Origin of the sequence: Burkholderia sp. Bp9016 (assembly GCF_003857765.1) — a bacterium.
Lineage (GTDB): Bacteria > Pseudomonadota > Gammaproteobacteria > Burkholderiales > Burkholderiaceae > Burkholderia.
Genome location: NZ_QTPY01000001.1, coordinates 356,524 through 371,098, shown reverse-complemented (window position 1 = coordinate 371,098; position 14,575 = coordinate 356,524). Strand labels below are relative to the sequence as shown.

The following is a 14,575-nucleotide window of genomic DNA, read 5'->3' as shown; positions in this document are numbered from 1 at the left end:
CTGGCAGTCTGATCACATACCCCATGGATCGTCGAAGATTTCTCGTCGCAGATGACGAACCGGCTTCTCTAACATCGGCACAGCTCGACCGAGGGCATGTAACTAACATCCTGCTGGCAAGCACCGCGGCGGCGCCGAAGCTCAAAGAACTCCTTCCGCATTTCATCATGTTCGTGTTTCCGATTCACGACGAAACCAGCAACGAGCCGCCATCTTAAACTTTCAGCCGTCAACCTGTTTTCGCTGTGACGCGGGATAGCGATCGCCCACGATCTGAATCGCGGAGACCTCTCTCTCCAGCGCTTGCACATCCGTCGGTGTCAACACCAGATCGGCGGCGCGAAGGTTTTCGTCCAAGTGCGCCAGTTTGGTGGTGCCTGGGATTGGCACAATCCAATTGGCCTCCGCCACCGTCCACGCCAGTGCGATTTTAGCGGCAGTCATCCCACGGGGGCGACCAAACGAGTTGAGAACTTCCACGATCGCCAGATTTGCCCGAATGGCTTCGGGTGTAAAGCGAGGTAGTGTATTGCGGTTATCGTTGCCCGAATCGAAACGGGTGTATTCGGTGATGCCGCCGCCAAGGAAGCCTCGGTTGAGCTGACTGTAGGGTACAAAGCCGATACCCAGTTCTTGGAGCACGGGGAAAACTTCCTTCTCCTGGCCGCGCCACATCAGGTGGTACTCGCTCTGTACTGCGGTAACCGGCTGCACAGCGTGAGCGCGGCGGATCGTTTGCGCACTGACTTCGCAAAGACCAAAGCGCCTGACCTTGCCTTCTTGGATTAGATCCCTGACGGTGCCCGCGACATCTTCGACGGGCACTGTGGGGTCGAGCCGGTGCTGGTAGAACAACTCGATGGTCTCAATCCGTAGGCGTTTTAGCGATTCCTCCGCAACACGGAGAATATTTGTCGGACTGCTATCCAGTTCACCCTCGATGTACTTGCCATCTACGATGCGATGCCCGAACTTGGTCGTCACGTTCACCTTGCCCCGGAACGGGTACAGCCCTTCACCAGCAAGCTCTTCGTTGACGAGTGGTCCATAGACCTGCACGGTATCGAAAAGTGTGACTCCTCGCTCGGCCGCCTGATGTAGCAGCTCGATCATGGCCTTTCGGTCGGGGTGGATGCCCCGGTTGTAGTTCATACCCATAAACGCCGAAACCCAACGCGGAAACGTCCATTTTGAAACGCCGCGAGCCTAAGGTGCGACGCTTAGTGATGGTTGGCAAATCCATTGCATTGTTCCCTGATGGAGTTGCTTGCGCTGGCTGTGCTGCGGCTATTCCTACGACGGCTGACGAGACGCACACGGCAGCCCCAATCCCCGCGCCCGTCTTCAAGAAGGTTCTGCGGCCAGAAGAATCGAAAGTAGTCACGGCGTCCTTCTCCTTCATTGGTGGATTCGGGTGGTGCCTCGCGCTCGTTCCGATGAGGCAAAGTCAATCGCAAAGGGACAGCGAATATCCTTATCGATGACGCGCTCGAATATCTGGGAAATTGGATCCGGTCAGATCAGTTCAATATCGGCGGGGACGTTGCGAGCCGCGCAGTAATCGATGATCTCCGGCGTCTCGGTGACGCCGTCGATCATGGAACCCGCGAGACGCTCACGGCTGAAGGTCGGGCGCGAGCCATCCAATTCCGTTCCATCTGGGTAGCGCCGCATCACGACATCGACTAGCTACCGTATTGTTCGTCGCTGACCTGTTCGAGCCATTCGACGTTGTTCCCATCCAGTGCTTCCTGAATTGCGAGATGAGTCATTCCGGTGGTCGCAGTGGCACCGTGCCAATGCTTGACACCAGGCGGGCACCAGACGACGTCGCCGGCACGGATCTCATGCTTTCGGCCGTTCCACTCCTGCGTCCAGCCCACACCGGATGTGACGATGAGCGTTTGGCCAAGCGGATGCGTGTGCCATGCGGAGCGCGCGCCCGGCTCGAACTTCACGCTGCCGACGGACACCATCGACGGCGCTTCCGCCTGCTTCATCGGCTCCACTCGCACGACGCCCGTGAAGTTGCGGGCGGGGCCCACGAACGACGGCCGTGTACCGCTTGCCGAGATGGTCATCGCGGCCGAGCTGGCCTGCTGCGCGTGAACGACTTGATTCGATGCTACGAGCAGCAGCAATGTGACCGGCAGGATTGATTTCATGGCGTCGAAGGGAACGAAGTCGGACGGAGGGGCTGAATCGGATTGGCACGACGTCATCGGACGGGACGCTTGTCGAACACGTCACGTACGATCGGAAGCGCCGTGAAGACATTCGGCCAGCCCGTATAGAACGCCAGCTGCGTCAGTACCTCTGACGCTTCGGAGCGGGTCAGTCCATTGTCCATCGCACGATTCAGATGATAGGCGAGTTGCGCGTCCTGGCCGGTGGCGACGAGCGCGCTGACCGTCACGAGACTGCGGTCACGCGGCGCAAGGCCTGGTCGTAGCCACAGGTCGTTGAACAAGGTGTCACGGGTGAATCCGACCACCCCGGGCGCAACCGTACCGAAGCTGTGTTGTACGGCCGACTCGCGGCGTGCTTCCGCGGCTGCGTCGATCGGGAGCCGAGCGTCGGATGCCGGCGACGACTGCACGACCGTGATACCGCGCTCGCGATATACGGTCTGTATCGATCGGGCCGCCGCCGTTGCGTTGTCCCAGCCGGTATAGAACGCGAGATGCGCAACCAGCTCGGACATCTCGACGGGGCTGACGCCGCTGTCCAGCGCAAGGTTCACATAGGCAGGCAGATCTGTCGTCTGGTTCCTTGCGATCAAAACGGACAGCGTCACGATGCTGCGGTCACGACGCGACAGTTGCGGACGTTTCCACAGATCACCGAACACAACATCTTCGGTATAGCGATCCAGGACCGGCGAGCCGGAGTACAGGCTTGTCGGAGTCGACATCGGCGGTCGGTGGGGTGGTGCGTCGGAGCCAGATGTTGTTGATATCGGTGCGCACGCTGAGGTACCGAAAGAGATCAGTACAACCACGACTGCAATCCATTTCATGCGGGAATCTCCGTCGGGGCGGTCAGGAAAGTGTAGTGATACATGTGTAATCCACAGCGCTTCGGCCTTGTCGCTGGCACATGGCTTCCGCGAGGTTCATGCCGTGCCGGCATTTCATTTTCCTTGCAGCGACCAGCCGAATTTAACCGGTGCGAGTCGGCGTGGATAGCTATCGAAACCGGCTAAGCACGATAAACAGCGCTCATCAATTGCGTGCCGTCGCCTGTAGGCGCGTCGGACGGACCGGTCCCGTTCATCGAATTAACGCCGATCCCGTAATGGCGTAGCGCACCGCGCGCTGACTGATGGCATCAGCCGGATGGACATAACGATTGCATTCATGAGCGTTGTTGATGACGGCTTGCGGGTTTGAAGACTTCATCAATCGAGCCTACACGCCTATGATTGTCGTTATTGCAGTAGTCGTGATCCCTGCAGCCTCTCGTGTTTTACTCGAGCAGCTACTGCCATTGACCACATCGTCGCTCGCCGGATCATCCGGCAAGCCGTCCGTCGTATCGCCTTGCCCCCTTAGGTCTCAGATGCTTGCTACCGTACTTCACGGACCGCGCGACATTCGTTTCGAAACGCGCGCCGATCCGGAAATTCTCCATCCGACCGATGCGATCGTACGCATAAGCGCAACCTGCGTATGCGGCTCAGACTTGTGGCCGTACCGGGGTATCCAGCCGATCGGCGCACCCATGCCGATGGGCCATGAATACTGCGGGATCGTCGAGGCGGTGGGCGCTGAAGTCCGCCACGTGAAGGCGGGCCAATTCGTGATCGGTTCGTTCTTCGCATCCGACAACAGTTGCCCTGTCTGCAACTTCGGCTATCAGTCGTCGTGCCGACAGGCCGAATTTGTCGGCGGTGCGCAGGCCCCGTTGCTGCGGGTGCCGCTCGCCGACGGCACGCTCGTCGCGACGCCCATGCTGCCGTCGCCGGACATGATTCCCGATCTGCTTTCGTTGTCCGATGTAATGGGTACCGGCTGGTTCGGCGCTGTTGCCGCTCAGGTGACACCAGGCGCAACCGTCGCGGTGGTCGGCGATGGCGCGGTCGGGCAGTTGGCGGTGCTATCAGCCCACGAGATGGGCGCCGAACGCATCATCGCGATGAGTCGGCATCCGGCGCGTCAGGCGATGGCGCGTGATTTCGGTGCCACCGACATCGTCGACGTACGCGGAGACGAAGGCGTCGAGCGGGTCCGCGAAATGACCGCAGGCCTCGGCGTCGATTGCGCGATCGAATGCGTCGGCACACAGGAATCGATGATGCAGGCCATTCACGCGACGCGTGTCGGCGGACATGTCGGTTACGTCGGCGTGCCGCACGGCGTGACGCTGAAAGGTGAGGAACTGTTCTTCGAGCACGTCAAACTGCATGGAGGGCCGGCGCCCGTTCGGCAGTTCCTGCCGAAGCTGATCGGCCTGGTGCTGGAAGGCAGGCTACATCCGGGCAAGGTGTTCGATCTGACGCTCCCGCTCGCGGATGTCGCCGAAGGCTATCGCGCGATGGACGAGCGGCGGGCGGTCAAGACTTTGCTGATGCCGTAACGCGGTACCCGGAAAGCCGCTGAAGCTGCTGCCCGTCGGGCATTGATTGCCCGGCATGACGGTGACGGTAGCGGCACCGACGCATGCTATTTCACGCGACGCACAAGTATTCTGCAACATGGAAATCCAATGAACATTACGTTTGAAAATCAGGTCGCGCTCGTGACGGGCGCAGGTTCCGGTCTGGGGTTGGCGACAGCGCGCGCCTTCGCGGCATCCGGTGCGGCGGTGGCGCTCGCCGATTACAACGAGGAGGCAGTGCAGAATGCGGCCGACGCGTTGACGGCATCAGGGCATCGCGCCATTGCAATACGTTGCGACGTGTCGGATGACGCGCAGGTCGAGGCGATGGTTGCGCGGACGGTCGACGCATTCGGCCGGCTGGATGTTGCGTACAACAACGCTGGCGTGCAGAACGTGCTCGCAGAGACGGCCGATTCCCCGCGAGACGATTTCGACCGGGTCATCGCGATCAACCTGCGCGGTATCTGGAGTTGCATGAAATTCGAACTGCAGCAGATGCGCAAACAAGGCAGCGGCGCGATCGTCAACTGTTCGTCGCTCGGCGGCCTGGTGGGCGGCGCGGAGCGCGGCACGTATCACGCGGCGAAGCATGGAGTGATCGGGCTGACCAAGAGCGCGGCGCTCGAATACGCTGCGCGTGGCATCCGCGTGAACGCAGTCTGCCCCGGCCTGATCTGGACACCGATGGTCGATCAAATGGTCGCGTCCGGGCAGGGTCCGGCGCTCGAGGCAATGACCGCCAGCGTTCCGATGCAGCGTCACGGACGTCCCGAAGAAATCGCCGACGCGGTGCTGTGGTTATCCAGCAGCATGGCGAGCTACGTAACCGGCCAATCGATCTCGATCGACGGCGGATTTATCATGCGTTGACTTCAGCAAGCCTTGTCGGCGCTGATCCGGTCAAATACTCGCTGGACCAATGCAGTCAGAAGCATCAAGGATGCAAGGTCTACGCGGTTGACAGTTCGGTCGTATGGTATGGGGAAAAATAGCTTGCCGATGCATTCGCTCGCGTCCGCCTCAACCAGTCTGGGCAACGGCGGATAACCGCTTTTGCCCCCTCGAAAATCAACAGAACTCCCTAGCTGTCGTTGTCAGCGCCCCGAGCAACTCGGTGCGATCGACAAGCTTGCTCGCGATCAGGTGCCGGACCTTACCTTCGGCCTGCCAGACGCCATAGACCGCAAGCAGTGCAGCACCGAGCGCTTCCTTCCGAAACTTTTCGAGTAGACCCGGCCAGAGGATCACATTTACCTGGCCGGTCTCGTCTTCGAGCGTCATGAACAAGACACCGTTCGCGGTACCTGGACGCTGTCTCACCGTGACAACCCCGCATGCACGCGCAAGCTGTCCGCTGCGCAACGTCGCCAGCTGCTCGGCCGACTGCAGGCGATCGAGCGCCAGGCGATCGCGCAGGAGCGCCAGCGGATGTCGGCCGAGCGTGAATCCCATCGCACGATAGTCGGTCACGATCTCCTTTCCTTCGGAAGCCTGCGGCAACGCCGGCGCCGCGTCGTCGCGTTCGGTGCCGCGCAGGAGATCCCGATCGGGCACAGCGGCCGCAGCCAACCAGAGCGCCGCGCGCCGGTTGCCGCCGGCGAGCGCGCGCAACGCGTTCGCGCGCGCGAGCACCTGAAGATCGTGCCGATCAAGCTGCGCCCGCCGCGCAAGATCCGCGACGTCGACGAACGGCCGCACTGTGCGCGCGAACTCGATGCGCTCGGCAGATTCCACGCGCATGCCGCGCAGCAGCGAGAAGCCGAGCCGCACCGGTGCCGACGTCGTCGAGCCCTCGATCGCTGAATCCCACGTGCTAATCGTGACGTCGACGGGCAACACCTGGACGCCGCGGCGCTTCGCATCCTGTAGGAGCTGCGACGGCGTGTAGAAGCCCATCGGCTGACTGTTGAGCAGCGCGGCCAGGAACACGGCCGGCTCATGCCGGCGCAGCCAGGCGCTCGAGTAGACGAGCAGAGCGAAGCTGGCCGCGTGGCTCTCCGGAAAACCGTATTCGCCGAAGCCCTTGATCTGCGCGAAGATCGACTCGGCGAACTCGCGATCGTAGCCGCGCTCCAGCATGCCGTTCACCAGGCGGTCGTGGTACGGCTCGAGGCCACCTTTGCGCTTCCATGCCGCCATCGCGCGACGCAGCTGGTCGGCTTCGCCGGCGGAAAAGCCGGCGGCCAGCATCGCGACCTGCATCACCTGCTCCTGGAAGATCGGCACGCCGAGCGTGCGCGCCAGCGCCTTCTCCATACCTTTCGACGGAAACGTGACCGGCTCCAGCCCTTGGCGCCGGCGCAGAAACGGATGCACCATCCCTCCTTGCACCGGGCCCGGCCGCACGATCGCGACCTCGATCACCAGATCATAGAAGCATTGCGGCCGCAGGCGCGGCAACATCGACATTTGCGCGCGCGATTCCACCTGGAACACGCCCATGCTGTCCCCGTTGCAGAGCATGTCGTAGGTGGCCGCGTCCTCTGCTGGAATATCCTGCAGCTCGAAAACTTCACCTCGTTTTTCTGAAATCATGTCGAGCGCACGCTTCGTGGCGCTCAACATCCCAAGGGCCAAGACGTCCACCTTCAGGATACCGAGCGCCTCGATGTCGTCCTTGTCCCATTGAATAATCGTGCGATCCGCCATCGCGGCGTTCTCGACCGGCACGAGCCGCGTCAGCTTGCCGCGGCTGATCACGAAGCCCCCCGAGTGCTGCGACAGGTGACGCGGATAGCCGAGCAGCTGCGCCGCGAACGCGGCCCACTGCTGGTTGAGCGGTGCCTCGGGATCGAGGCCGGCCTCGGCGAAGCGCTGCAGCAGATCCGCGCGGGAATCGAACCAGTGGTGCTGCTTCGCCACGCGATCCACGATCGCTGGATCCACGCCGAGTGCCTTGCCGGCCTCGCGCAGCGCGCTGCGCGGCCGGTACGTGGTGACGGCCGCCGTCAGCGCCGCGCGATCGCGACCGTACTTCCGGTAGATGTACTGCATCACTTCTTCGCGACGTTGATGCTCGAAGTCGACGTCGATATCGGGCGGCTCGTTGCGCTCCTTGCTGATGAATCGTTCGAACAGCATTGACTGTCGCGACGGGTCAACCTCGGTCACGCCGAGTGCGTAGCAAACGCACGAGTTCGCGGCCGAGCCGCGGCCCTGGCACAAGATGCCGCTCTGGCGCGCGAACTGCACGATGTCGTAGACGGTCAGGAAATATGCCTCGTAACGCAACTCCGCGATCAGCTGCAGCTCGTGCTCGATCTGCGCCTGCACGTCGACCGGGATACCGGCCGGGAAGCGCCGGCGTGCGCCGATATAGGTCTGCTCGCGCAGGTACGTCGCGGCGTCGTAGCCGGCCGGCACCAGCTCGTCCGGATACTCGTACTTCAGGTCGTCGAGATTGAACGTGCAGCGCCTCGCGACACGCACTGTCTCCTCGAGCGCACCGGCGGGGTAGAGGTTCGCGAGCCGCAGGCGCGATCGCAGGTGACGCTCCGCATTCGGCGCGAGTTCGTACCCGCACTCGGACACCGGCCGACCGACCCGGATCCCGGTCAGCACGTCCTGCAGCGGCTTGCGCGACCGGACGTGCATCAGCGGCCAGCTAGTCGCCACCACGGGCACACCGTGCCGCGCGGCGACGCGTTCGACCACGCCGCGGTGGATGTCATCCATCGCCCGTGCGTGCAGCGTCAGCGCGACCGATGCGCGATCGCCGAACATGCGCGCGAACCATTCGAGCTGCGCGTCGAGACGCTGCTCATTGGCCGGGAAGTCGGGTGACAGAATCGCCAGGCAATCGGGCAAGCCGCGCAGGTGGGCGTAGGGTGCTTCGGGATGATCAACGTCGAGCGGCGCGAGCCGGTAGGAGCCCTTCTTGCCGCGCATGCGACCGAGCGAAATGAATTCGCAAAGATTGCCGTATCCGTCGCGGTTCATTGCGAGCGCGGTGAACGCGAGCGCGGACGATCCGTCGGCGGCCGTCAGTCGGAAGTGCGAGCCGATGATCAGCGGCATGTTTGCCGCTTTCGCTTCCACGTACGCGCGCACGACGCCGGCCAGCGAGCATTCGTCGGTGATCGCGATCGCGCTGTAGCCGAGCTGCGCCGCGCGTGCTACGTATTCCTCCGCGCGCGACGCGCCGTGCAGGAACGAGAAATCGGAGGCGACCTGGAGTTCCGCGTAGGCGGGCAAGGTGCCGAAATTCCCGGCGTCCACGACGAATCAACCGAACAGGCCGTGCAGAAAAAAGCGCGCTTCGCTTTCGTCGCTGGCCGTCGGCCGCTCCTTGTAGATCCAGTAGCAGATGCCGTTGTCGTCCTCGGCGACGAAGTAGTCACGCGTGACGACCAGCCCGTCTTGCCAGCCGCCTTCAATGCGCTCGCCGGGCGACACCATGCGCAGCGGCGTGCCGTAGAACGGCCGATGTTGACGTATGAGCAGCGGAACAGGTTTGTCGAGCAACCAAGCGGGGCGCGGCAGATCAGCCGGCAGCGGCCCGACCTTCGGTGCATCGCGCATCGGCACCCAGCGGGCGGCCGCCTCCGGACGGTAGTCGGCCATGGGAGCGGGCACCAAGACGTTCTCGGCTCCGAGGCGCGCGGTCAGCAGTTCGAGCAGCCGGGCGTGATCCTGCGGTGTGCCGCCAGGTTCCGGGAACAGCGAATCGCTCGGCGCGGCCGCTTCCTGCACGCTTCGAGCGACGAGCCGCACGGCGATCACGGGGCCGGCGAGCTCGACTTGTGCGAGCCGTTCCTTGACGAGCCGCATCAGGTGCTCCTCGAATCGAGTGGGAGCACCCAGTGCGATCTCGATTTCGGTTGGCGCGATCGCGTCACGCCCGCGCTCATGCTCGAGCAACAGCGCGAACGCCGCGACATCGAGCTGCTTCGCGGTGAGCCAGCCAGTCAGTTGCATGATCAGCCGACGCGCGACGAACAACAACGCCTCGGCATGCTCAACACGGTCCATCAGCTCGACGCGTGTGTCGAACGAGGGCGGCATTTCAAGCCACTCGTAGGCGGCCGGCGCGTTGCCCGCGACCTGGTCGAGCCAGTCGAGTAGCCGCGTGCCACATCGCTTCTTGAGACCAGCCCGCGGAAGGCGCTGCAGATCTGCGAGCGTTTCGCAGCCGAGCTCGTCGAACCAGATTGCGTATCGTCGTGCGTCGGGGGCAACGGCGAGCGACACGCGCGCGAGCGCGCGGCGCAACGACCGCGCGGACAGCGCGAGACCACCACGCAGACCGCGGGCGACCATCCACGCGGCCGGGCCCGTCGACGCCACGGATATCGCCGCGGTAACGCCGAACGATGCGACGACGTCGCGCACACGCTGGCGCAACGCACGGATGCCGTGGAACAGGCGCAGGCTTGCTGTCACGTCGAGCAGCACCACGGCTTCCTCGGCGTCGACAACGCTCGGCGTGAACTGCAGGAGCGCGTAGGCGACACCCAGCACGAGCTCACGCTCGCGCGCGGCGTCACGCTCGCGGATCTGCGCGTCCGGCGCGAGCGACAGCACGCCTCCGCGGCGCATGCCGGCGACCACGCCGAGCGCACGCGCGGCGCGATCGAGCGCCACGACACGGCCGCCCTCAAGCACAACAAGCCCGCGCGCATCGTCAGGCGACGGCGCCGGCGATCGCGGCCGGAACACTTCGAGGTTGAGATGCGGCAGATGCACGCCGATCCAGACTTGCATGACGGTTCAACAAAATCGGCGAGGGAGACAAGGGAACGAACAGCGGCGTATCACGTGCCGGCCCGCGGCGCTTCACAAACGTGACATCGATGCCGTCACGCCTGGCCGCCAGCGCGAGCCGTAACGGTGCCGGTGACGCGTCGCGTGCCGCAGCTGCCGGCCGGAACAGGAAAAACAGTGTCGAGCCGCTCTGCGCGGCCAGATTGAGCCGACGCAGCGCGTCCGCACGCACATGGGACTGCCAAAGCAGTACAGCAGCGCACGTCCCGGCACGCAACGCCTGTTCGGCGGCCCATAAGGCGTCAGCCGTCCGCGGCGCCGGCAGTGACACAAAGCCCGACGAATCGACGCCCCAATACGCGAGGGCCAGTGGCTGCAACGCGTGCGGGGGCTGGATCAGCACGACCGGCCGGCCAGCTGAGCGCGCGAGTACCGGTGCCAGTAGCCGAAGCTCGCCGATACCAGGCTGCTGCGCGAGCAACTCGACCAGTGCGCCGGCCGGCCAGCCGCCGCCAGGTAGCTCGTGCGTCAGCTCCGGATGACCGGTGTCGACGCCACGCACGCTCGAGCGCGCCAGCTGGCTGGCGCGCCAAAGCGCTGGGTGAATGGCTTCAGGATGGGCGAGGGCGGGGTGCATGGGGTCGGTTACGCAAACACTGTACGTTTATACAGTATATGCCAGAGATTGCCCCCTCTCCAACCCCCAGCCGTTTACGCCGCCAGTTGGTGCTCGTAGTACGGTCGTTCGCGATCAGCGAGGATTTCGCGCAGTTGCGCGCGCCGGCTTGGATCCGGTGCAAGCCAGGCGTCGACGTTTGAGGATTTAATGGGGACGATACACCTGTCGTGGCCAGCTGCCGCCACTTCCGGCGGCGGCTCGTCGGTAATCGCCGCGAACGACCAGAGATCGTCCGCGCCCGGGATTTCGGTGCGCGTCCACAAGCAGGCAACCTGCATGGGTTGCGGCGGCGTAGGGTCGAAGCGGAGCACCACCTTCTGACCATCGCGATCGACGTTTTCGAAAAACGCATCGACCAGGATCAGACCATGCGTGAAGCCGAATACCTTCCGCCAGGCCGTGTGGAGCGCGTCGGCCCGAGCATTGTATGTGCCATGCTTGATGCGCTCGTCCGCCTCGGTCCAGCCCGGCAAGCGGCATCTATATCGCATCGGCACAACCAGGCGCTTGCCATCGAGTTCGATCAGCACGGGGGCGTACCAGCCTGGGAAGATCCGCGAATCGCCTTCCTTCAGCTCACGCCGGCGGAGATCGTCGAGGCCGCGCTGCGCCGCGGCGATTTTGTCCGTGGAGATCCGGACATCCTCACTGGCGGACTTGGTGACCTTCACCTGCAGCTTGCGTTCTGCCGCCGCGAGTCGCGCCCGCTGCGCGAACAATTCGGCCTCGAGTTCGGACGTGCGGCGTTGCTGAAAGTCGGCGATCGCGATCGTGATGTCGTCGCTGATGGGCGCCTCGAGGAGTCCGGCATCGAGCGCTTTCGGGATCTTGATGTTGGTGGTCGCCAGGCGCGCGAAATACAGGCGCCGGAACGTCTCGATGTCCATATCGGCGCCGTACCGCCGCACATACTCGCGATAGTTGGCCTGGACCTTGGCGGAATAGCACATCGTGGTCTCCCTCGACAACCGCAGGTCAACAGGGTACCGCATGTCACACTCACCTGCTAAACACCTGTCCCTTGCCAGCTGGCACATCCATTTCGGCACGTTAAAGCTTCAATGCTGAATCGGCCGACACACTGCCGAGGTCGCCATTCCTCATCGCATGTGACATCTCCGAATGCAACGCATATCAACTTCTGGGCCGTGCTCCCCATGGGGCGCCCAGTAAATATTGGAGAGCGAACATGCCAGATCAAATGAAACTGCCAGCACCGTCAGGTGAGGCGAAGCTGTACCGAGTCACGCTTGATTGGAATCCAGACGACAGCGAGGAAGGTGACTACTGCACAACCGTCTGGGCCTCCAGCCATGACGATGCAATCCGTGCTGTTGCCGTTGAAATGGCGGACTCAGGAGAACGGGAGTTTGACGCTCCGGCGGACCGGGACCGCTTCATCAAACACGTCATCGGCGGTTCGGGGCTTTACGCAGCCGAAGACTATGCGGAGATCATCGACGCCGGCTTGCGAGAGTTGCTTGCCGGTTGCCAGGATGTGTTGGCGACAGTCCGTGATCTGATCAAAAATTCCGGTATCCTGCGCAAGCCATCCATGTCGGTGGACAAGTTCGACTACGACGGAAGTTTCGTGCAGGACCATTGTTCCGAATGCGGACAGTACCAGGCGGAATGCGAGTGCGATGAGCTCCAGACAACTTATCGAAATCGTTGAGCCGAGGCCTTCGCCACTGCCACCGTACAGCTGATCGAGCAGCTCGCAACAAACACCCACTGCGTACCTTCTCCGGTACCGGTGGGTGTTTTTTCTTGTGTGCGCTCTTAGCGTGGCTGACTGGCTTCCTGCAGAGCGAAAAAGCAAGGTGCGAGCCGACATATACACCGAAGAGGTTCCGTGCCCCGGGTTCCAACGTTGACAGAAAACCGCCCCAAAATCCACTCATTGAGTGCTATCCTGTTGGATGCATTCACGGTCGATCTCGACCAATACAGGTGCAGTACCTTCATCCCCCGACATATTGCCGGAAAGACGCTATCCGCCTGAACGCAATCTCTATTCGATGTCGGTCATGCGGTCCCTTACGCCGCATAGTCCGAGTCGGGGAATTTAGTCCGGTCACTGCAAAATGGCACGGTTCGATAGGAAGGCAAAGTGGCAAAGAACAAGCCTTTACCCCAAGGGGATTTTCTCAGGGACGCGATGATGCGTCTGGGTATGAAGACCATCGATGAGTTCGCGGAGCGTTTGGGTACGCCCAAACGAACGCTGGAAAACTGGCTCGCATCGCCAGATTCCTCGTCGTATCGAACCATGCCGGAAATAGCATGGAAGTTCGTTCGCGAGATTCTACAGAATGCGCGAGGACGCGGAGTGATCGGATTCTGAAACGAACCATTATGCAAACTGTTAACTTCCCTTCCGTCTCTGACGTAGATTCAGCGATTACCGAGTTCAATCGCGACTTTCCTCGCCCAAAAATGGGCGCGATTGTGCTAAGTTTGCCCTACCATATCGTTGACGACTTCGCCTTCGGAAGTTTTCCCAATTCTGCTGCGGCGGGCGTCTACCTTGTATTCGACAGGGAAGATCGCCTGCTCTATGTCGGTAAAGCGGATGGGTTGGGTAAGCGTCTCGGCACCCACTTCGGCTGGAATCCCGACCGAACGGCGGGCTTTGTGAAGAATCCCAAACTTGAAAACGCACACGCAGTGCGGACGATAGGACTTCCGGCGGAAAGTTGGTTTGAAGCGGCAGCTATCGAAGCGTTCCTGATTCGAAAGCTGGACCCTGGCCTCAACGTAGTAGGGCGAGAGACATCCTAGTCACTTGCCAGCGAATCTGAGGATTAGAGCCACAAGGGGCGCACCTGCGCCCCCCCCGAACGTCGGCCGGTCGCCGACAAATATTCTAGGCACTCGTGATGGCAGAAACCAAACGCACCTATTCGAAAGTGAAGGCCGAAATCGAAGCATTGACTGCCGAGGCCGCGCAACTTCGCGCCGCAGAAATCGAAGCAATCCTCACTGACATCCGCGCGAAAGTAGTCGAATACGGTTTAACCGAGCAGGACGTCTTCGGTCGAAAGCGAAGCCCACGCGCAAAGAGCACGTCTGAAGCGAAGACGACTAGCGTGGCGAAATATCGCGACCCGAAGTCCGGTGCAACGTGGTCCGGCAAAGGGCGTGCACCGTCGTGGATCGCAAAAGCCCGGAATCGCGATCGCTTCTTGATCACGGAATAACCGCAACACGGGCGCGCCATGCAACCGTATACATCAAACGTACTCCGAACTATCTAGCGATTCCAAGCGGGCCGTCTAACTAGCCGCCGCAACGGCCCGTTTCCCCACCTGACGCACTGTCCGCGCACCTTCATTCACGCCCCACTCTCGCTGGGAATACCCTGGCCCCATGGCTGTATCGGCGTCAGTTCGTCTTCACCCCCCCTCACACGGGGAACACTCTTCGCAGTTGGCGATCAGGCATTCGCCAGTCCTTCAACCCCCGCTCACGTGGGGAACACAAATGCAGACTGCCAGCAGCCTGAGCCACTTCCCTTCAACCCCCGCTCACGCGGCGAACACATGACGGCCTGAACCTTCTGCCGCTGCTCATCCCTTCAACCCCCGC

Annotated in this window: 14 protein-coding genes; 6 read left to right on the top strand and 8 right to left on the bottom strand. The window is 62.3% G+C overall.

The window, feature by feature from the left end; genetic code table 11:
• Window positions 1-222: 222 nt before the first annotated feature.
• The 4 genes from DIE13_RS01820 to DIE13_RS01810 all read right to left on the bottom strand — a co-directional run bounded on the left by DIE13_RS01820 (window position 223) and on the right by DIE13_RS01810 (window position 2,914).
• Complete coding sequence (locus DIE13_RS01820) at window positions 223-1,152, bottom strand: aldo/keto reductase (protein ID WP_311768312.1); 930 nt, start codon at window positions 1,150-1,152, stop codon at window positions 223-225.
• Window positions 1,153-1,515: 363 nt separating this feature from the next.
• Window positions 1,516-1,674, bottom strand: coding sequence for a hypothetical protein (locus DIE13_RS32760; protein ID WP_185731187.1), 159 nt, complete (start codon window positions 1,672-1,674; stop codon window positions 1,516-1,518).
• Window positions 1,675-1,685: 11 nt separating this feature from the next.
• Window positions 1,686-2,081, bottom strand: a complete 396-nt coding sequence (locus DIE13_RS01815; RefSeq protein ID WP_185731193.1) for a cupin domain-containing protein — start codon at window positions 2,079-2,081, stop codon at window positions 1,686-1,688.
• Between the two features lie 137 nt (window positions 2,082-2,218).
• Window positions 2,219-2,914 (bottom strand): carboxymuconolactone decarboxylase family protein, encoded by a 696-nt coding sequence (locus DIE13_RS01810; RefSeq protein WP_260435019.1) that lies wholly within the window; start codon window positions 2,912-2,914, stop codon window positions 2,219-2,221.
• A 647-nt stretch (window positions 2,915-3,561) separates the two neighbouring features.
• On the opposite strand from DIE13_RS01810, the gene DIE13_RS01805 reads away from it, so the two are divergent.
• The gene (locus DIE13_RS01805; protein ID WP_124825652.1) at window positions 3,562-4,578 is read left to right on the top strand and encodes a zinc-dependent alcohol dehydrogenase family protein; all 1,017 of its coding nucleotides are present in this window, start codon (window positions 3,562-3,564) and stop codon (window positions 4,576-4,578) included.
• A gap of 129 nt (window positions 4,579-4,707) precedes the next feature.
• A complete protein-coding gene (locus DIE13_RS01800) occupies window positions 4,708-5,472 on the top strand; it encodes an SDR family NAD(P)-dependent oxidoreductase (RefSeq protein WP_124825651.1) in 765 nt (254 codons plus the stop codon).
• Between the two features lie 198 nt (window positions 5,473-5,670).
• Here the strand turns inward: DIE13_RS01800 and DIE13_RS01795 are convergent, their stop codons facing one another.
• The 4 genes from DIE13_RS01795 to DIE13_RS01780 form a co-directional block, all read right to left on the bottom strand.
• Window positions 5,671-8,820 (bottom strand): error-prone DNA polymerase, encoded by a 3,150-nt coding sequence (locus DIE13_RS01795; protein WP_124825532.1) that lies wholly within the window; start codon window positions 8,818-8,820, stop codon window positions 5,671-5,673.
• A 6-nt stretch (window positions 8,821-8,826) separates the two neighbouring features.
• The gene (locus tag DIE13_RS01790) at window positions 8,827-10,305 is read right to left on the bottom strand and encodes a DNA polymerase Y family protein (RefSeq protein WP_185731186.1); all 1,479 of its coding nucleotides are present in this window, start codon (window positions 10,303-10,305) and stop codon (window positions 8,827-8,829) included.
• Window positions 10,226-10,942: a translesion DNA synthesis-associated protein ImuA gene (imuA, locus tag DIE13_RS01785; RefSeq protein ID WP_124825531.1), complete on the bottom strand. Its 717-nt coding sequence runs from the start codon at window positions 10,940-10,942 to the stop codon at window positions 10,226-10,228. The genes DIE13_RS01790 and imuA overlap by 80 nt, the downstream gene beginning before the upstream one ends.
• A 74-nt stretch (window positions 10,943-11,016) precedes the next feature.
• Window positions 11,017-11,934 carry an SOS response-associated peptidase family protein gene (locus DIE13_RS01780; RefSeq protein WP_124825530.1) on the bottom strand — a complete coding sequence of 306 codons (918 nt, stop codon included), beginning with the start codon at window positions 11,932-11,934 and terminating at the stop codon, window positions 11,017-11,019.
• Between the two features lie 239 nt (window positions 11,935-12,173).
• On the opposite strand from DIE13_RS01780, the gene DIE13_RS01775 reads away from it, so the two are divergent.
• The 4 genes from DIE13_RS01775 to DIE13_RS01760 all read left to right on the top strand — a co-directional run bounded on the left by DIE13_RS01775 (window position 12,174) and on the right by DIE13_RS01760 (window position 14,187).
• Window positions 12,174-12,659, top strand: a complete 486-nt coding sequence (locus tag DIE13_RS01775) for a hypothetical protein (protein WP_124825529.1) — start codon at window positions 12,174-12,176, stop codon at window positions 12,657-12,659.
• Between the two features lie 438 nt (window positions 12,660-13,097).
• Window positions 13,098-13,331 (top strand): transcriptional regulator, encoded by a 234-nt coding sequence (locus tag DIE13_RS01770; protein ID WP_260435017.1) that lies wholly within the window; start codon window positions 13,098-13,100, stop codon window positions 13,329-13,331.
• A gap of 11 nt (window positions 13,332-13,342) precedes the next feature.
• Complete coding sequence (locus DIE13_RS01765) at window positions 13,343-13,768, top strand: GIY-YIG nuclease family protein (RefSeq protein ID WP_185731185.1); 426 nt, start codon at window positions 13,343-13,345, stop codon at window positions 13,766-13,768.
• Window positions 13,769-13,866: 98 nt separating this feature from the next.
• Complete coding sequence (locus DIE13_RS01760) at window positions 13,867-14,187, top strand: H-NS histone family protein (RefSeq protein WP_124825527.1); 321 nt, start codon at window positions 13,867-13,869, stop codon at window positions 14,185-14,187.
• The last annotated feature ends 388 nt before the right edge of the window (window positions 14,188-14,575 follow it).